Source organism: Novosphingobium capsulatum NBRC 12533 (genome assembly GCF_001598375.1).
Taxonomy (GTDB): Bacteria; Pseudomonadota; Alphaproteobacteria; order Sphingomonadales; family Sphingomonadaceae; genus Novosphingobium; species Novosphingobium capsulatum.
In genome coordinates this window covers 1-16,707 of the sequence record NZ_BCYV01000030.1, presented here as the reverse complement: position 1 = coordinate 16,707, position 16,707 = coordinate 1, and the positions used below count along the sequence as shown (strand labels likewise).

Sequence of the window (16,707 nt, the reverse complement as noted above, 5' to 3'; positions counted from 1 at the left end):
GGCATTGCCCGCGATTTCGCCAGAACCTTGGGTCAATAGCGGGGGAAGATCTTGCGCACGAGTTGGCCGCGCCACGGAAACCCATGATAATTGAAGAAGAACCAGCCAAATGTGCGCACTGCCAGCCACACCGGTACGGCCATCGGATCGCCCTCTTGCCGCAGGCCGCGAAAGAACGCGGCATCGGCGCGGCGGCGCTCAGCCTCTCGGCCACCGCCAGCAATACCGTAAGCATTGTCATGACGCCGGCATGATCCATTGCGGTTGTATTTAAATCCATTGAGGAACAGACAATAGTCCCTCTGCCCTGGATCACACACGTCAGCCCCCTGCACTTGTGATATCACCTGACCATGGATTTGGCGTGGATGGGGCAATGTTCAAGCGCAAAGTGTTCTATATTGGTGGTTTCGACCCGAGGGGCGCGCGTTTCTATCATGGATTTCTCGCACAACAGATCGCCACGCACAATGCGCGTGATTGCGCAGGCAATTCCCTGATCCTGTCTGCGCGGCACGCCGCCGGGCATGGGGACACTGCCTGGACGGTTGCCGATGCCGCCACCACGATCACCAGCGCTTTCCATGTCCTGGCGTGGGACGATATCGTGCGCCGCGCCTGGATCAGGGGCGGCCTGCGCGTGCTGCTGGCCAGCGCCCGCGCCTATGTCCGCCTCTTGTGGCAGACCGACCTCGCCTGCCTGCGCCGCGTGCCGCACGGCAGCCGCGTGGCGCTGTTCCTGCCGGCGCTGGCGCTGCTGGTGCTGCCGCTGCTGGCCGGCCTTGGCGCGGCGCTGTTTGCCATGCTGATCGGGCAGGCCTGGCTGGCACCACTGTTCGGGCTGGCGCTTGCCGCCGTGCTGGCGCTGATGCTCGGGGGGCGCGGCCATATCGGCTGGCTGGTGCAGTTCATCATCTTCAACGATGCCCTGGCCGCCGGGCGTGGCGATCCGGCACTCGCCACCCGGCTCGATCGCTTTGCCGATACCATCGACGGCGCGCTGGCCGCCGATCCGCCGTGGGACGAGGTGCTGCTGGTCAGCCATTCCAACGGCGCCGTTCTGGCCGCGGGCGTCATTGCCAGGTTGCTCGCCCGCCACGGCGGCGTGCTGCCTTCGCGCGTGGCGCTGGTCACGCTGGGGGCCAGCCTGCCGATGCTCGCCTCTCGCCGCGATGCGCACGATTTTGCCGACACCATGGCCACGCTGGCACAGGGCCGCTTTGCCTGGCTCGACATTGGCTCGCCCACCGATGGCGCCGCCACCCCGCTGGTCGATCCCTGGCTGGGCCGCGCGCCAGCCCGCCACGCTGGGCTGGTACAGCTTTCCCCGCGCTGGTTCGCGTTTTGCGATGTCCAGACCTATGCCGCGCGGCGCAAGGACAAGTATCTCACCCATTTCGATTATCTGCGCCGGCTCGATCGCCCGTCACCGCTCGATTACCTCGGCCTCACCTGCAGCGACCAGCCACTCATCGCCAGTATCGCCGCCTTTCGCCAGGTATCGCGCGCATGACCGAGCCGCCCGCACTGGCCGTGCCGCCTTTCCCCACGCCGTTGCGGCGCAAGGCGGGCCTGCTGCGCCGTTTCGTGATCGGTTGGGGCAGCTGGATCCACACGCTGTTCGAAAAATCCTATCGCATGAAAATGGGCACGGTGCGCTTTCCGCTGCTGCGTTTTTTCGTGATCAACGACCTGGCCCTGGCGCGAGACGTGCTGGAAGAACGCCACTGCCCCTGGCCCAAGCACGGCTTGATGACCGAACTGCTGCGCCCGTTGATGGGCGAAAGCGTGTTTTCTGCCAATGGCGCGCAGTGGCAGGCGCAGCGCGCGATGATCAATCCCGCTTTCGCCCAGGCTGGCCTTGGCCGCGCCTGGCCGGCCATGCGTGCCGCTGCGCAGGATATGGCCGGGCATTTGCACCAGGCGGCGGCGCGGGGGCCGGTGGATATGGAACAGGCGATGACGGCGGTGACGGCAGACGTGATCTATCGCACGCTGTTTTCACAAAGCCTGCCCGCCGATGCGGCCGAAACCGTCTTTGCCGCCTTTGATCGCTATCAGCGCCATGCCCAGCGCTATGCCATGCTGCGCCTCTACCGCCTGCCGCTCATGCGCCAGCGCCAGCGGCTGTCCCAGGCCGCCGCCGCTATCCGCACGCTGTTCGCCCCGCTCGTCGATGCCCGGATGGCAATGCGCGCGCGCCTGGGCCAGCCCCTGCCGCCGGCCGATATTCTCGATGCGCTACTCGATGCACGCCATCCGCATAGCGGCGCACCGTTTTCGCGCGAGGCCCTGCTCGATCAGCTTGGCACGATCTTCCTCGCCGGCCACGAAACCTCGGCATCCGCGCTGGCCTGGGCCAGTTATCTTCTGGCTGGCGACGCGGGGCTGCAGGATCGCCTGACCGCGCAAATCGCCGCTGTCACGGGGGGCAGCCCGCTCGCCGCCGATCATCTCAAGGCTTTGCCCGAACTGCGCCATCTCTTTCAGGAAGCGCTGCGCCTCTATCCCCCGGTCAGCTTCCTGATGCGCGAGGTCGTCGCGCCGCAGATCATGCGCGGCAAGGCGATGGCGTCGGGCGATCTCGCGGTGGTGTCGCCCTGGCTGATCCAGCGCAACGCCGACAACTGGGCCTGCCCGCACGCGTTCGATCCGGGCCGCTTTGCCCGCGCCGAGAATGCCAGGGCCGCGCGCGAGGCTTGGCTGCCGTTCGGCAAGGGCCCACGCGTGTGCATCGGCCAGGGCTTTGCCATGCAAGAGGCGATGATCGTGCTGGCCACGCTGCTGCGCGAATTTCGCCTGGCGCCCGCCGCAGGCTCCGCGCCGGAACCGATCAGCCGCCTGACCCTGCGGTCGCGCCATGGCATCCACTTGCGGCTCACCCTGCGCTGACGGCCGATTAGGTAACAAAATCGATACAAAGTCAGACATTTGTCGTGGGAGCCGGCACGGCGTTGAGCCGTTGAGGCAGGGTCAGTTTCATTGGAAAGGACCGCCATGAACAAGTTTCTCGCCACGGTTGCCGCCCTTGCGGTGGCCCTGCCCGCCGCCACCCCTGCGCTCGCCCAGCACTATGATGCGCGCCACGATCAACGCCACGACGTGCGCCAGGACATGCGCCGTGGACCGGTCAAGATGAAGCCCAATCCGTTCCGCAAGGGGCAGCGCTTCGACCACCGCCGCGCGCCCAACTATCGCGTGGTCGATTACCACCAGTACCGTCGCCTGTCGGCGCCGCCGCGTGGCTATCACTGGGTGCGGTCAGGCAACGATGCCCTGCTGGTGGCAATCGGCAGCGGCGTGATCGCCTCGGTGATCGCCAATACGTTCTGATCCGCGCGCGACCGGATCACGTCGGGGGTGGCTTTGCAAAAGGCCGCCCCTTTGCGTGCCAGGGTCGTGCTCCACAGCCCGCGCCCGACACAGGCTACAATCGCCTGCACCATGAACGAAAAAGACGGCCCTTCCCGTGGGAAAGGCCGTATTTTCGTGTTTACCGATCCGAAGATCAGAGCGTGCGTTCGCGCTCTTCCACTTCGAACACTTCCAGCGTGTCGCCAGCCTTGATGTCGTTGGTGTCCTGCAACACCACACCGCATTCCAGGCCCGCGCGCACTTCCGAAACGTCGTCCTTGAAGCGACGCAGCGAGGCAATCGTGGTCTTGCTGACGATAACATCGTTGCGGGTAAGACGCGCATAGATGCCCTTGCGGATATAGCCTTCCAGCACCAGCAGACCGGCTGCCTTGTCCTTCTTGCCCGCGGGGAAGACTTCCTTGACTTCCGCACGGCCCACAACGGTTTCGATGCGCTCCGGACCAAGCTCGCCCGCCATTTCCTTGGCGATGTCGTCGGTCAGCTGATAGATCACGTCGAAGTACTTCATCCGCACCTTGTTGCGCTCGATCAGCTCGCGCGCCTTGGCGTTGGGACGGACGTTGAAGCCCACGATCGGTGCGCCGGAAGCCTGGGCCAGGCCCACATCGCTTTCGGTGATCGCACCCACGCCGGAATGCAGCACGCGCACCTTGATCTCGTCGGTCGACAAGCGGTTGAGCGCATTGACGATCGCTTCGGTCGAGCCCTGCACGTCGGCCTTGATCACCACCGGATACTCGATGACGCTCTGCTTGGCCGCCAGCGCAGAGAACATGTTCTCCAGGCTCGACGGGGCAACGGCGGTGCGCTTGGCAGTGGCCTTTTCCTGACGGTAGGCCGCCACTTCACGGGCACGTGCTTCGTTTTCCACCACGGTGAGCGTGTCACCAGCCATCGGCACGCCGCCGATGCCGAGCACTTCGACCGGCAGCGACGGCGGCGCAGACTTCACCTGGCGGCCCTTGTCATCCAGCATGGCGCGCACGCGGCCAGACTGGGTGCCTACCACCAGGATATCGCCCACATGCAGCGTGCCGCGGTTGATCAGCACGGTAGCCAGCGGCCCCTTGCCCTTGTCGAGCTTGGCCTCGATTACGGTCGCTTCGGCGGCGCGATCGGGGTTGGAACGCAGTTCCATCAGTTCGGCCTGGAGCAGGATCTTTTCGATCAGCGTGTCGAGCCCGGCGCCGGTCTTGGAGGAGACCTCCACGTCCTGCACGTCGCCCGACATTTCTTCCACGATCACTTCATGTTCGAGCAGGCGCTCGCGGATCTTCTTGGGATTCGCTTCGGGCTTGTCCGACTTGGTGATCGCCACGATCATCGGCACGCCAGCGGCCTTGGTGTGATTGATGGCTTCGATCGTCTGCGGCATGATGCCATCATCGGCAGCCACCACCAGGATGACGATGTCGGTGACATTGGCACCGCGCATGCGCATCTCGGTAAAGGCTTCGTGGCCTGGCGTATCCAGGAAGGTGATGTAATCGCCGCCCTTGGTCTTGATCTGATAGGCGCCGATATGCTGCGTGATGCCGCCGGCTTCGCCGCGCACCACGTCGGTGCCGCGCAGCGCGTCGAGCAGGCTGGTCTTGCCATGGTCAACGTGGCCCATGATCGCCACGACCGGGGGCCGCGACTTGAGCGTGGTATCGGCATCGATGTCCGAAGCGGTATCGATATCGACGTCGCTATCGCTCACGCGCTGAATGTTGTGGCCAAATTCGGTCACCAGCAGTTCGGCGGTATCCTGGTCGATGGCCTGGTTGATGGTGACCATCATGCCCATCTTGAACAGCGCCTTGACCAGGTCCGCGGCCTTTTCAGCCATGCGGTTGGCCAGATCCTGCACGGTGATCGCTTCAGGCACGATCACATCGCGCACTTGCTTTTCACGCGCCTGGGTCTGCCCGGCGAAGTGCGCACGGCGCTCCTTTTCACGGGCGCGTTTGAGCGCGGCGAGCGAACGGGCGCGAGCGCCCTCGTCTTCGTTGAGCGCGCGCGTCACGGTCAGCTTGCCCGCCTGGCGGCGATCATTGGCGTTCTTGTCACGCGGGGCATGCGCCGGCTTCTTGGCCGGTTCGGGGCGCTTGGGCGCCACCACCGGGGTAAAGCGGCGCGGCGCGGGCACGGCAGCAGCCGGGGCCGGGCGCGCAGCCGGCGCAGCGGCTGCGGCAGGAGCCGGAGCTTGTGCCTGGACCGGTTCTTCGGCCGCGGCAGCCGGAGCAGACGCCACTGGCGCGGCGGCAGGCGCCGGCTCGGCAGCGGGCTGCGCCGCAGCGGCGGGCGCCACCGGTGCGGGTTCAGCAGCCGGAGCCGGTTCAGCCGGGGCGGCTTCGGGCGCGGCAGCAGCCTGGGCGGCAGCAGCAGCGGCTGCTTCCTTTTCCCCAACGCGGCGGCGTTCTTCCTCGATGGCGCGCAGGCGTTCTTCCTGCTCGCGGCGATTGGCCGCTTCCAGCGAAGCGAGGCGGGCTTCCTCGGCCTGGCGCAGCAGGCGGGCCTGCAGTTCCTGGCGCGTCTCGCGCGAGGCGGTGGGGGAAACTGGCGGCGGCGGCGGCGGCACGACCGGCGCACGCGCGGCCGGCGCAGCGGGGCGCGGGGCTGCGGCAGGCGCAGCGGGGGCCGGCGCGGCGGGCTGTCCGCCCGGCACCAGCTTGCGGCGCTTTACCTCGACCACCACCTTATTGGTGCGACCATGGCTGAAGGTCTGCTTGACCTCTCCGGCCTCCACTGCGGTCTTCAGGCCCAGTGGCCTGCGGCCCAGTGTCGGCTTCTTGTCGCTATCGCTCATCGAACTCATTCGCCCTTCGTATCCAAATCGTCATTCGCCGCATGTGCGGCCGGTGCAGCAGCAGGGGCCGGTTCGCCCGGTGGCGTGCCACCAGGCGGACCTTCCGGTGCCGCAGCCCCGATAAAGTGCATCAAGCGGGCCAATGGCCCGTCAATCCGTTCGGCCGCGCCCGCATCGGTGACGCCCAGGTGAACGACGTTGTCGCGGCCCAATGCCACAGACAACGCCGCCCGGTCCAGCGGCAAGATGCGGCCCATCATTCCCGATCCTTCGGCCTCTTCGCCCACGCGCCAGGCCTGGGCCAACTTGCCCACGCCATCGGCCTTTGCATCGCTGGCATGGGCCAGCAGCACGATCGCGCCGGAACGCGCGGCCTGGGCGATTTTTTCGGTTCCCAGCACCAGGCTACCGGCACGCAACTCGATACCGAGTCGGTCCAGCGTGGCGCGTTTCAGGCCTTGTTCGATCAGATCGGGCAGATCGGCGGGAATGGTCAGCGGGGCGCCTTTGAATGCGCGTGCCAACGCTCCCTTAAGTTTGCCATTGGCAAGCGCGATTTCAAGGTCTGCGCGAGAAACACCGATCCAGGCGCCGCGCCCAGGGGCACGCGCCAACGGATCGGGCAGAACCAGACCATCGGGCGAAATCGCCAGGCGCACCAAGGCGCCCCGGCCATCGTGGCGGGCGGTGAGGATACATTTCCGCTCCGGCAAAGCCTTGTCAGGCCTTGCCGGGCGGTCTTGCGGCCCTGGGGCGCTTAGCGTGTCATTGTGAGGATTCCGCATCGGCGGCCTCCTCGGTTGCGGGGGCTTCGTCGTCCATCGGTTCGTCGTCGAACCAGTGGGCGCGTGCCGCCATGATGATTTCGTTGCCCTGTTCGTCGCTCAGGCCATATTCGCCCAGCACGCCGCCCTTGTCTTCGCTGCGTTCCGAACGATCGCGCTCGCGGCGGTCGTTGCGGCGGCGCTGGTCGTTGTTGCGCTTCTTGGCGATCAGTTCGTCGGTAGCGAGATCCGCCAGGTCGTCCAGCGTCTTGATCCCCGCCTTGCCCAGCGTAACCAGCATGGCTTCGGTCAGGTGCGGCAGTTCGGCCAGGGCATCGTCCACGCCCAGGGCGCGGCGTTCTTCGCGCTGGCCTTCCTCGCGGCGTTCCAGCGCTTCGAGCGCGCGGTTCTGCAGCTCGGCTGCCAGTTCCTCGTCGAACCCTTCGATCCCGGCGAGTTCGCTGATGTCGATGTAGGCCACTTCCTCCAGCTCGCTGAAGCCTTCGGCCACCAGCAGCTGCGACAGGGTTTCATCAACGTCGAGTTCTTCCTCGAAGGTCTTGGACCGTTCGGAGAATTCCTTCTGGCGCTTTTCGCTCGCCTCGGCCTCGGTCATGATGTCGATGGCCGAACCGGTGAGCGAGGATGCCAGGCGCACGTTCTGGCCACGGCGACCGATCGCCAGGCTCAGCTGGTCGTCGGGCACGACCACTTCGATGCGGCTTTCTTCCTCGTCGATCACCACGCGGCTGACCGTCGCGGGCTGCAGCGCGTTGACCACGAACGTCGCGGTGTCTTCGCTCCAGGGGATGATGTCGATCTTTTCGCCCTGCATTTCCTGGACCACCGCCTGAACGCGGCTGCCCTTCATGCCGACGCAGGCGCCGACCGGGTCGATCGAGCTGTCACGGCTGATCACGCCGATCTTGGCGCGGCTGCCCGGATCGCGGGCTGCGGCCTTGATCTCGATGATGCCGTCATAGATTTCGGGCACTTCCTGGGCGAACAGCTTCTTCATGAAGTCGGGATGTGCGCGGCTCAGGAAGATCTGCGGACCGCGGTTCTGGCGCTCCACCTTGAGGATCAGCGCGCGCACGCGCTCGCCAACGCGCGGCACTTCGCGCGGGATCTGCTGGTCGCGGCGGATCACGCCTTCGGCGCGGCCCAGGTTGACGATCACGTGGCCGAATTCGACCGACTTGATCACGCCGGTGATGATTTCGCCGGCGCGGTCCTTGAATTCGTCATACTGGCGATCGCGCTCGGCATCGCGCACCTTCTGGAAGATGACCTGCTTGGCCGACTGCGCATCGATGCGGCCGAGGTCCACCGGCGGCAGCGGATCGACGATAAAGTCACCCACCTTGGCGCCGGCCTGGAGCTTTTCGGCCTGCTTGAGGTCAACCTGCTTGAAGTAGTCTTCGACGTGCTCGACCACTTCGACCACGCGCCACAGGCGCAAGTCACCGGTGCGCGGATCGAGCTTGGCGCGAATGTCGTTCTCGGCGCCATAGCGGTTGCGCGCCGACTTCTGGATCGCTTCTTCCATCGCTTCGATCACGATGGACTTGTCGATCATCTTTTCGGCAGCGACCGCGTTGGCAATCGCCAGCAGCTCGGCACGGTTGGCGGAAATCGCACTGGCCATGGCTTAGTCTTCCTGTTCCTCAAGAAATGCGTCGGTTTGCGCCAAAGCGTCTTCGTCTTCGAAATCTTCCTCGTCCACGCCGGCGGTATCCACCGGGCGCGAGGCGGCAATCAGCCGATCGGTCAGGATCAGCTTGGCATTGGTGACAAGGGCAAACGGTACGGCAAACACCTCGCCGTCATCCTCGATCGAGATCGTGCCGGTATCGGCATCGAAACCCTTGAGATCGCCGCGAAAGCGCTTGCGATTGTCGAGCAGCTCGGACAGCTCGATCCGCGCCTCGTGACCGATCCAGGCGGCAAAGTCCTTGGGGCGGGTCAGCGGGCGGTCGATCCCCGGCGAGCTGACTTCAAGGCGATAGGCCTCTTCGATCAGCATTTCGCCGGCTTCTTCCAGCGCGTCGATCTTGTCGGAGATGCGATGCGAGAGGCCGGCGCAATCCTCGATGACCAGCTGCCCGGTTTCGGGGCGCTCCGCCATGATCTGGAGCGTGTGCTCCTCGTCGCCAACTTCGCTCTTGCCGTAAAGGCGCACGCGCACGAGATCGAATCCCATGGCTTTCACCTCGGGCTCCACAATCTCGATGATCCGCGCGATATCCGTCATGCCGTCTCCAATATTCCCGCGCACGCCCTCGGCGCGTCAAGCCACTTCAGGCCACACCGTTTCAGCAACGAAGTTTCGCGCCGGCCCCGTCTGGCGCCAGCCCGCTCTTGCCTTCACAATGTCGGGATGAATGTGCAGATAAGGGAGGCGGCGGAAAATTGCAAGAACAAAGCCACGCCACTCGGCCTTTGATCGCAAGGGAGGCGGGAACCGCCGGATTGCTCCGGCAACGCCTGATGCATGGCCCGCCCGGCCTGCATCGGCGCCAGCCTTCCAAAGGGGGAAGAAGGCCGGTCCCCGCCCTGACAAAGCTGCGCGGCATGCGAATCGCGTCAGCCAGGAAATCCATCATCCAAATTATCGGTGAATAATCCCAATCCTTGGCATTCATTCTGCGTTCACGGGCAAGACAGGCGAAGAGAAAGCGCAGAAAACCGCCATTTTCTGAATTTGGCACGCCCCATGCAAAGCAAGGGACATCGGCCGGATGCGATCATCCGGCGCCACATTCAGGGAGTAATCACCATGCAGACCTTGCTTTCCATCGCCGGCCGCACCTCGGCCGCCGTCGCCGCCCTCGCCCTCTCGCTCGCCCTCATCGGCCAGACCGTGCAGACGCCGGCCGCCACTGCCCAGGGCACCACTTCCGCCGTGGAGATCGCATGATGACCGACCTGCGCTTTGACGATAGCCCCGTCCGCCCCGCCCGCCGCCGTGGCAGCATTTTCCGCCGCGACCGCGCCAACGGTAAGATCTTCGGCGTTTGCGCCGGCATGGCCGACGCGCTCGATCTCGATGTCACGCTGGTGCGCGTGGCCTGGATCGCCGGCACCCTGCTGGGCTTTGGCTCGCTGCTGCTGATCTACCTGGCCATCGCCCTGATCGCCGATTGATGCGGGCCACCGACACCACCACCGGCGCCGACCCGCACCCCTTCACACCGAAGCGGTGCGGGCAAACGGCGAGAAATCGGTGTCGGTGTCATAGACATCCACACCTTCGCGCCGCTTGAGGAAATTGACCACGGCATAGGTCACCGGGGTGAGCACCACTTCCCACAGCACCTTCATCGCCCAGTTGGTGATCATCACATGCACCACATCGGCATTGGTCCAGGTGCCCAGGAACGCCACGGGATAGAAGATCAGGCTGTCGATCGCCTGCCCGGCAATCGTCGAGCCCCAGGTGCGGGTGAACAGGTATTTGCCGCCCGTCCACACCTTCATCCGCGCCATCACGAAGGAATTGACGAATTCCCCGGCCCAGAATGCCGTGACCGAGGCCAGCACGATGCGCCAGGTGCTGCCGAACACCGAGACATAGGTGGTCTGGCAAACCGCTCCGGCGGAACTCTTTGCCACGAGTCCGGCAAACTGCGGATCGCCGCTGGATGCGCAGCCCCAATCGGCCGCCGGCGGCATCGCCACCACCACAAAGCTCATCACCGCCATGAACAGCAGCGCGAAAAAGCCCACCCACACGCAGCGCCGCGCGTTGGCATAGCCATATACCTCGGTGAGCACGTCCCCCAGAATGTAGGAAATCGGGAAGAACAGGATGCCCGCGCCAAAGGTGAAGCCGCCCACGCTCGACAGCTTTGACGCGCCGATCAGGTTCGACAGCAGCAGGATCGCCACGAACGCGGCCATCATGTAGTCGAAAAAGCGGAAATGGCGGCGTGCGCCGAGCTTGCCGCCGATCTTTTCAAGCGGCGCCGATGCGGATGCGGGATCGTTCATGGGGATGAACTGCTATCGCCATTTGCACCAAAGGCAAAGCCGTCTTATGGGCACGGCTGTGCGCGCCCTTAGCTCAGCTGGATAGAGCACCAGCCTTCTAAGCCGGTGGCCGCAGGTTCGAATCCTGCAGGGCGCGCCATTCCAGCGATTCTCACCAGGGAACGGTACGCCCTTCCCGATCGAGATAATGCAGGCCGGGCTTTCCCCGCTGCGCGAGCAGCGTGGTGACGATCTGTGGCACGGTTTCCTCGATGCCGAACGGCGCCTCGGCTCCGCCAAGTCTGGTGCGGATCCAGCCCGGCGCCATAAGCACCTTGGCCCGACCATCATCGGCATGACGCGCCGCATAGCTGCGCATGTACTGGTTCAGCGCAGCCTTCGTGCCCCGATAGACCTCGTGCCCGCCATTCACATTGTTGGCGATACTGCCCTGGCCCGAAGACATGACACCGATCAGGCCCGCTGGCGCGACGCAATCCTGCAAGCCTTCCACCACCCTTAGCGGGCTGAGCGCGTTGGTGACCATCACGCGAATGAACTCTTCGGTCGAAACCTCCGCGATGGTTTCGTCCTGGTTGTGGTTGGCCGTACCCGCGTTGACGAACAGGATGTCGAACTGCTTCCCCATCAGCCGTTCGCGCAATGCCATAATCTGCGCTGGCTGCGTCATGTCGAGCTGCGCGATGTCGACGCGGCTTGGATGGGCATCGGCAAGGTCGTGCAACGCAGTGCGGTCAGGGCCGCGCACCGTTCCGACGACATGCCAGCCCCGCGCGATACATTCTGCCGCCATCGCATGGCCAAGGCCGCGCGATGCGCCGACGATGAGAATCGTGCCGGCGGTGTCGCCAATGGCTTGGGAAAACATGGTGATTCCTTTCGGTTTTGCCGCTGAAGACCATCATCTTCCGCTTTCGATAGCTGCACCAGACGCACAGGATGCAAACTGTTGTTGCGTCATGCGCTATCCCACGTTCGCCAGAGCGCGTATCATGTGGCGATGGACACCATTGACCTTAACCTGTTGTCGGCGCTGGACGCACTTCTGGCGGAAGGCAGCGTGACGGCTGCGGCGCGTCGCTTGAGCCTCAGCCCATCGGCCATGAGCCGCACGCTCGCACGGTTGCGGGCGGCGACCGGCGATCCCCTGCTGGTGCGGGCAGGCCGTGGGCTGGTGCCAACTCCCCGCGCCATCATGCTGCGCGAGCGTGTTCATGCGTTGGCGCGAGATGTTCGCGATGTTCTCACGCCACACGAAGGGCCGCTCGATCTCGCTACGCTCAAGCGGACTTTCACCATCCGCGCCAACGAAGGCTTCATCGCGCTGTTCTCCGCTTCCCTGGTCAAGACCGTGGTCGCCGCCGCACCGCATGCGCGCCTGCGCTTTGCCCCAAAGCCCATCAAGGAGGCTGGGCCACTGCGGGACGGAACGATCGACCTTGAAATCGGAGTTCTTGGCGATTTTGCGCCCGAGGTGCGAACACAGCTGCTTTTTCGTGACCGTTTCATCGGCGCGGCAAGAGAGGGGCATCCCCTGTTGTCAGCAGCGATGACCGCGGATCGCTATGCGGCCGCCAAGCATGTCGTCGTGTCGCGGCGCGGACAATCGACCGGACCCGTCGATGACATGCTGGCAGCGCTCGGGCTGCAGCGGGAGATCGTCGCCGTAGTGCCAGGTTTCCCGGATGCCTTGCGGATTGCCCGCCAGTCCGATCTGGTCGCGCTGGTGCCGCAATCCTGTCTGTCCGACCCATGGTTCTCGGATGGGCTTGTGCGCTTCGCGCTGCCGGTTGAAACACCCGACATCGCCGTTGCCGCGCTGTGGCATCCGCGCATGGACGCCGATCCTGCGCATCGCTGGCTGCGCGAGACCGTCATCGCGCAGTGTCGATCTTCAACACGTCTGTCCTGAAACGCTCGTGGCGCAATCCAGCCGTGGCGCTTGGGATTCCTTCTGACAGGCCAGATCATGCACGTGATCAATGGCCTCCCAGGCGCGCGCGAACGCGCCATCGTCCAGACCGTGGTATTCGTGGTCGCACTCGAGCGAAACGATCGCGCATGCCGGGCCAAGAAAGCGGCCAAACTGCGCGGGATCGCCGCCATAGGCATCGCTGCGGCCCTGGATCACCACCATCGGCTTGGCCACCGCGCGCAGGTGCCGCGTGCGATAGGCTTCGCGCCGCCGTTCCGGGTGGCGAAAGGGATAGCCAAAGCTGGCGATCGCGCGCACTTTCGCGTGGGCCGCAATCCGTGTGGCCGCCACGCCACCGGCCGAATGCGTCACCACCATGATTCGCTGCTGCGGCAGGCTTTCGATGAACCGCTGCAATTCCCAGCTGGCGATCAGCCACGGCGGCAGCAGTGCCGCCATGAGAAAGTCGATACGGTGCGGGCTGGCGCAGGCCAGCGCGGTCTTGACCGCGTACCAGGCGGCCAGGCGCGGCCACGACAGCGCCTGGCCCGTGCTGCGCGCAATGCCTGGCAGGGCCTGTTCCAGGCGGCGGTTGATCCCCTCCGATGCGGCATGGCGCGGGGATTCAAACACGAAAACCGGTTGCCCGCGCTCGCCAAACTTGCGGGCAACGCGGGTCAGGATATCGGATCGCTTGGCGGTGTTGCTTCGCCCGGCCAGAACGATCGCAAGCGGTGGCATCATGCGGGAAACCATGGTGGCAGAGGTTGCGGTTTCGCCAGCGCTGGCGGCAACCCCTGCCTCCTGTCAAGCTGCCTCAACAGGCTGGCCTTGCCCCGGCAATTCATGCCATGGCTGGGCCGACCGTCAGCCCTTCCCCCAGGAGCCTCAATGCCCACCAAGCCCCCCATCGGCCGCGATACCCGCCTGTGCATGTCGCTGTCGGGCCGCCCCGGCAATGCCGGATCGCGGCTGCACAACTACCTTTATGAGGCACTGGGCCTCGATTTTATCTACAAGTCTTTCTCCACGCGCGATCTGCCGGCGGCCGTTGCCGGCATCCGCGCGCTGGATATTCGCGGCAGCGCGATCTCGATGCCGTTCAAGGAAGCGGTGATCCCGCTGCTCGATACGCTGGAACCCTCCGCGCTCGCGATCGACAGCGTCAACACCATCGTCAACGATGACGGCCACCTTACCGGCTACAACACCGATTATACCGCCTGCCGCCAGTTGATCGAGGCCAGTCCCGCCGATCCAGCCCAGCCCTTCATCCTGCGGGGCAGCGGCGGCATGGCCAAGGCCGTGGTCGCGGCGCTGCGCGATGCGGGTTTTACCCAGGGCACGGTCGTGGCGCGCAACGCCGTGGCCGGCCCGGCGCTTGCCGAACGCTATGGCTTTGCTTGGGCCAGCGACGTGCCGGCCGCCGGCGCGCCGCTGCTGGTCAACGTGACGCCGCTGGGCATGGAAGGCCCCGATGCCCAGGCGCTGGCCTTCCCGGCCGAGATGATCGCCGCCGCAGATGTGGCGTTCGACGTGGTGGCCCAACCGGCGCAAACCCCGTTCATCCTTGCCGCGCTGGCAGCCGGAAAGCCGGTCGTTTCGGGGGCCGAGGTCATCGTCCTTCAGGCAGTGGAGCAGTTCGTACTCTATACCGGGGTGCGTCCGTCGGCCGACCTCGTGATCGAGGCCGCACGCTTTGCCCACGGCGATGCCACGGCCGCGCGCCTGGCGGCGGCCGGGCTCTAGCCGCCGCGCCGGCCTAACGCCGCGCAAACAACTGGCAACATTCCCGCAAGGCCCCCTTTCCGTGGCTGTGGCACATCCTATATGATGCGCCACAGCCACGACGGCCCCTGATCGGCCGGCGGCAAGGCGCAGGAAGGACATGAGGGATATGGGCAAGGCCGAGGTCGAATTTCCCGAGCCGCCGTTTGCCATCGACGATGTTGTCGCGCACCTGCGCCGGGTGCGCGAGGGCTGGCGCGATGCACGCAGCAAGCGCGGCGATTACGGCGCGGTCGGCTTCCCCTCGCGCCACGCGCTGGGCCGGATCATCGATGTACTGGCCGCCGCATTGTTCCCGCTGCGCCTGGGCCCGGCCGAAGTGACCGCCGCCAACGAAGACATCTTCGTTGCCGCCAGCCTGCAATCGGCCCTGCCCCTGCTGGCCGCGCAAGTGCGGATGGAACTGCACTACAGCTATCCCCAGGATTGCAACGCCACTGTCGATGCCGAGGTCAACCGCATCGTCACCGCGCTCGCCGCGCGCCTGCCCGAAATCCGCCGCCTGCTCGACAGCGACGTGGAAGCCGCGTTCGACGGCGATCCCGCCGCGCGGTGCGTCGATGAAGTGCTGCTGTGCTATCCGTTCGTCACTGCCGTGCTGCATCACCGCGTGGCGCACGAGCTTTACAAGCTGGGCGCCCCGCTGGTGGCGCGCATCCTGGCCGAAATCGCCCACTCCCGCACCGGCATCGACATTCATCCCGGCGCCACGATTGGTGAGCGTTTCTTCATCGATCACGGCACCGGTGTGGTGATCGGGCAGACCGCGATCATCGGCAAACGGGTGCGGATCTACCAAGCGGTGACGCTCGGCGCGCGGAGTTTCAGCACCGACGAGGAAGGCCGCCTGGTCAAGGACGAGGCGCGCCATCCGATCATCGAGGATGACGTGACGATCTACGCCGGCGCCACGATCCTGGGCCGCGTCACCATCGGCCGCTGCTCGGTCATCGGCGGCAATGTCTGGCTGACACGCTCCGTTCCCCCGGGCAGCCGCGTGCGCCAGACCCAGGCGAGCGTTACCGTGGAAGCGGGCGATCCCTGCGATTGATTGTTTTCGGGCTTGGGGCCCGAAACATGCCCTCCCCTAACCCCTCCCGCCAGCGGGAGGGGGACTTTCAGTGGTGCCCCTAAACTCCCCTCCCGCTGGCGGGAGGGGCTGGGGGAGGGCATGTTACGTCAAGATCAAAGCTTGCCCACCAGTTCCGGCACGGCAGTAAACAGATCAGCCACCAAGCCCACGTCGGCCACCTGGAAGATCGGCGCGTCTTCATCCTTGTTGATGGCGATGATGGTCTTTGAGTCCTTCATGCCGGCAAGGTGCTGGATCGCCCCGGAAATGCCCACCGCGACATAGACCTGCGGCGCCACGATCTTGCCGGTCTGGCCGACCTGGTAATCGTTGGGCACATAGCCGGCATCGACTGCCGCGCGGCTCGCGCCGATCGCGGCGCCGAGCTTGTCGGCCAGCGGGGTGATCGTCGCGGCAAAGGTTTCCGCGTCCTTCAAGGCGCGGCCGCCCGAGACGATGATCTTGGCGCTGGTCAGTTCGGGACGCTCGCTCTTGGCGATTTCCGCGCCGACGAAGCTGGAGAGGCCAGCATCGCCTGCGCCGCTCACCGCCTCGACCGCAGCGCTGCCGCCGCTCGCGTCCGCCTTGGCAAAGGCGGTGGCGCGCACCGTCACCACCAGCTTGGCATCGCCCGATTCGACCGTGGCGATGGCATTGCCGGCATAGATCGGCCGGGTGAAGGTCTTGGGCCCTTCGACCGAGAGAATATCCGACACCTGCGCCACGTCGAGCAGCGCAGCGACGCGCGGCGCGACGTTCTTGCCGGTGGTCGTGGCCGGCGCCACGAAGGCGTCGTGATCGGCCATCAGGCCCGCCACCAGCGGCGCGACGTTTTCCGCCAGCGCATGGGCATAGGCGGCGTCATCGGCCTTGAGCACGGCGGCAACGCCGGCGATCTGCGCGGCGGCCTGGGCTACGCCATCGACGCCTTCGCCCGCGACCAGCGCAACCACGTCGCCCAGCTGGCCCGCTGCCGTCACCGCGCTCAGCGTCGCGTCCTTGATCG

The 16,707-nt window shown here is 65.6% G+C and carries 17 protein-coding genes and 1 tRNA gene; 9 read left to right on the top strand and 9 right to left on the bottom strand.

Annotated features, from left to right (window positions below; translation table 11 throughout):
* Window positions 1-32: 32 nt before the first annotated feature.
* Window positions 33-347, bottom strand: a complete 315-nt coding sequence (locus SCA01S_RS19940) for a hypothetical protein (protein WP_245652826.1) — start codon at window positions 345-347, stop codon at window positions 33-35.
* A gap of 29 nt (window positions 348-376) precedes the next feature.
* Here SCA01S_RS19940 and SCA01S_RS19935 point away from each other — a divergent pair, with 29 nt between their 5' ends.
* The 3 genes from SCA01S_RS19935 (at window position 377) to SCA01S_RS19925 (ending at window position 3,333) form a co-directional block, all read left to right on the top strand.
* Window positions 377-1,513 (top strand): hypothetical protein, encoded by a 1,137-nt coding sequence (locus SCA01S_RS19935; RefSeq protein WP_062788468.1) that lies wholly within the window; start codon window positions 377-379, stop codon window positions 1,511-1,513.
* Window positions 1,510-2,892 carry a cytochrome P450 gene (locus SCA01S_RS19930; RefSeq protein WP_062788466.1) on the top strand — a complete coding sequence of 461 codons (1,383 nt, stop codon included), beginning with the start codon at window positions 1,510-1,512 and terminating at the stop codon, window positions 2,890-2,892. The genes SCA01S_RS19935 and SCA01S_RS19930 overlap by 4 nt, the downstream gene beginning before the upstream one ends.
* Before the next feature lie 105 nt (window positions 2,893-2,997).
* Window positions 2,998-3,333 (top strand): RcnB family protein, encoded by a 336-nt coding sequence (locus SCA01S_RS19925; RefSeq protein WP_054131219.1) that lies wholly within the window; start codon window positions 2,998-3,000, stop codon window positions 3,331-3,333.
* 175 nt (window positions 3,334-3,508) lie between these two features.
* Here SCA01S_RS19925 and infB read toward each other — a convergent pair whose 3' ends face one another.
* The 4 genes from infB to rimP are packed head-to-tail and all read right to left on the bottom strand — an operon-like array spanning window position 3,509 to window position 9,187.
* A complete protein-coding gene (gene infB, locus SCA01S_RS19920; RefSeq protein ID WP_171794186.1) occupies window positions 3,509-6,169 on the bottom strand; it encodes a translation initiation factor IF-2 in 2,661 nt (886 codons plus the stop codon).
* Window positions 6,170-6,174: 5 nt separating this feature from the next.
* On the bottom strand, window positions 6,175-6,954 hold the full coding sequence (locus tag SCA01S_RS19915; RefSeq protein ID WP_084391151.1) for a DUF448 domain-containing protein: 780 nt from the start codon (window positions 6,952-6,954) through the stop codon (window positions 6,175-6,177).
* Complete coding sequence (gene nusA, locus SCA01S_RS19910; protein ID WP_062788462.1) at window positions 6,935-8,581, bottom strand: transcription termination factor NusA; 1,647 nt, start codon at window positions 8,579-8,581, stop codon at window positions 6,935-6,937. Before nusA ends, SCA01S_RS19915 begins: the two co-directional genes overlap by 20 nt.
* A gap of 3 nt (window positions 8,582-8,584) precedes the next feature.
* Complete coding sequence (gene rimP / locus SCA01S_RS19905) at window positions 8,585-9,187, bottom strand: ribosome maturation protein RimP (protein WP_062788460.1); 603 nt, start codon at window positions 9,185-9,187, stop codon at window positions 8,585-8,587.
* Window positions 9,188-9,712: 525 nt separating this feature from the next.
* Between rimP and SCA01S_RS19900 the strand changes: the two genes are divergently transcribed.
* Window positions 9,713-9,853 carry a hypothetical protein gene (locus SCA01S_RS19900; protein ID WP_156306313.1) on the top strand — a complete coding sequence of 47 codons (141 nt, stop codon included), beginning with the start codon at window positions 9,713-9,715 and terminating at the stop codon, window positions 9,851-9,853.
* Complete coding sequence (locus tag SCA01S_RS19895; protein ID WP_022677251.1) at window positions 9,850-10,080, top strand: PspC domain-containing protein; 231 nt, start codon at window positions 9,850-9,852, stop codon at window positions 10,078-10,080. Before SCA01S_RS19900 ends, SCA01S_RS19895 begins: the two co-directional genes overlap by 4 nt.
* A 42-nt stretch (window positions 10,081-10,122) precedes the next feature.
* On the opposite strand, the gene SCA01S_RS19890 is transcribed toward SCA01S_RS19895, so the two are convergent.
* Window positions 10,123-10,926, bottom strand: coding sequence for a queuosine precursor transporter (locus SCA01S_RS19890; RefSeq protein WP_062788458.1), 804 nt, complete (start codon window positions 10,924-10,926; stop codon window positions 10,123-10,125).
* Window positions 10,927-10,988: 62 nt separating this feature from the next.
* Between SCA01S_RS19890 and SCA01S_RS19885 the strand changes: the two genes are divergently transcribed.
* Window positions 10,989-11,065: transfer RNA gene (locus SCA01S_RS19885), tRNA-Arg, on the top strand.
* Between the two features lie 12 nt (window positions 11,066-11,077).
* Here the strand turns inward: SCA01S_RS19885 and SCA01S_RS19880 are convergent.
* Entirely contained in the window at window positions 11,078-11,794 is a 717-nt protein-coding gene (locus SCA01S_RS19880) for an SDR family NAD(P)-dependent oxidoreductase (protein ID WP_062788456.1), read from the bottom strand.
* 132 nt (window positions 11,795-11,926) lie between these two features.
* On the opposite strand from SCA01S_RS19880, the gene SCA01S_RS19875 reads away from it, so the two are divergent.
* A complete protein-coding gene (locus tag SCA01S_RS19875; RefSeq protein WP_062788499.1) occupies window positions 11,927-12,838 on the top strand; it encodes a LysR family transcriptional regulator in 912 nt (303 codons plus the stop codon).
* Here SCA01S_RS19875 and SCA01S_RS19870 read toward each other — a convergent pair.
* Window positions 12,821-13,585 (bottom strand): alpha/beta family hydrolase, encoded by a 765-nt coding sequence (locus tag SCA01S_RS19870; RefSeq protein WP_157089060.1) that lies wholly within the window; start codon window positions 13,583-13,585, stop codon window positions 12,821-12,823. The genes SCA01S_RS19875 and SCA01S_RS19870 overlap by 18 nt on opposite strands.
* A gap of 147 nt (window positions 13,586-13,732) precedes the next feature.
* On the opposite strand from SCA01S_RS19870, the gene SCA01S_RS19865 reads away from it, so the two are divergent.
* Together SCA01S_RS19865 and epsC are read left to right on the top strand one after the other, a co-directional pair.
* Complete coding sequence (locus tag SCA01S_RS19865) at window positions 13,733-14,590, top strand: shikimate 5-dehydrogenase (protein ID WP_084391150.1); 858 nt, start codon at window positions 13,733-13,735, stop codon at window positions 14,588-14,590.
* Window positions 14,591-14,729: 139 nt separating this feature from the next.
* Entirely contained in the window at window positions 14,730-15,680 is a 951-nt protein-coding gene (gene epsC, locus SCA01S_RS19860; RefSeq protein ID WP_062788453.1) for a serine O-acetyltransferase EpsC, read from the top strand.
* A gap of 134 nt (window positions 15,681-15,814) precedes the next feature.
* On the opposite strand, the gene SCA01S_RS19855 is transcribed toward epsC, so the two are convergent.
* Window positions 15,815-16,705, bottom strand: a complete 891-nt coding sequence (locus SCA01S_RS19855; protein WP_062788451.1) for an electron transfer flavoprotein subunit alpha/FixB family protein — start codon at window positions 16,703-16,705, stop codon at window positions 15,815-15,817.
* Between the last annotated feature and the right edge of the window lie 2 nt (window positions 16,706-16,707).

What these genes read in the sequence shown, in the direction of transcription:
- SCA01S_RS19915 (WP_084391151.1), bottom strand. Translation starts at nt 6,954, where the DNA reads ATGCGGAATCCTCACAATGACACGCTAAGCGCCCCAGGGCCGCAAGAC.
- nusA (WP_062788462.1), bottom strand. Translation starts at nt 8,581, where the DNA reads ATGGCCAGTGCGATTTCCGCCAACCGTGCCGAGCTGCTGGCGATTGCC.
- infB (WP_171794186.1), bottom strand. Translation starts at nt 6,169, where the DNA reads ATGAGCGATAGCGACAAGAAGCCGACACTGGGCCGCAGGCCACTGGGC.
- SCA01S_RS19900 (WP_156306313.1), top strand. Translation starts at nt 9,713, where the DNA reads ATGCAGACCTTGCTTTCCATCGCCGGCCGCACCTCGGCCGCCGTCGCC.
- epsC (WP_062788453.1), top strand. Translation starts at nt 14,730, where the DNA reads ATGAGGGATATGGGCAAGGCCGAGGTCGAATTTCCCGAGCCGCCGTTT.
- SCA01S_RS19870 (WP_157089060.1), bottom strand. Translation starts at nt 13,585, where the DNA reads ATGATGCCACCGCTTGCGATCGTTCTGGCCGGGCGAAGCAACACCGCC.
- SCA01S_RS19925 (WP_054131219.1), top strand. Translation starts at nt 2,998, where the DNA reads ATGAACAAGTTTCTCGCCACGGTTGCCGCCCTTGCGGTGGCCCTGCCC.
- SCA01S_RS19930 (WP_062788466.1), top strand. Translation starts at nt 1,510, where the DNA reads ATGACCGAGCCGCCCGCACTGGCCGTGCCGCCTTTCCCCACGCCGTTG.
- SCA01S_RS19935 (WP_062788468.1), top strand. Translation starts at nt 377, where the DNA reads ATGTTCAAGCGCAAAGTGTTCTATATTGGTGGTTTCGACCCGAGGGGC.
- rimP (WP_062788460.1), bottom strand. Translation starts at nt 9,187, where the DNA reads ATGACGGATATCGCGCGGATCATCGAGATTGTGGAGCCCGAGGTGAAA.
- SCA01S_RS19895 (WP_022677251.1), top strand. Translation starts at nt 9,850, where the DNA reads ATGATGACCGACCTGCGCTTTGACGATAGCCCCGTCCGCCCCGCCCGC.
- SCA01S_RS19880 (WP_062788456.1), bottom strand. Translation starts at nt 11,794, where the DNA reads ATGTTTTCCCAAGCCATTGGCGACACCGCCGGCACGATTCTCATCGTC.
- SCA01S_RS19890 (WP_062788458.1), bottom strand. Translation starts at nt 10,926, where the DNA reads ATGAACGATCCCGCATCCGCATCGGCGCCGCTTGAAAAGATCGGCGGC.
- SCA01S_RS19865 (WP_084391150.1), top strand. Translation starts at nt 13,733, where the DNA reads ATGCCCACCAAGCCCCCCATCGGCCGCGATACCCGCCTGTGCATGTCG.
- SCA01S_RS19875 (WP_062788499.1), top strand. Translation starts at nt 11,927, where the DNA reads ATGGACACCATTGACCTTAACCTGTTGTCGGCGCTGGACGCACTTCTG.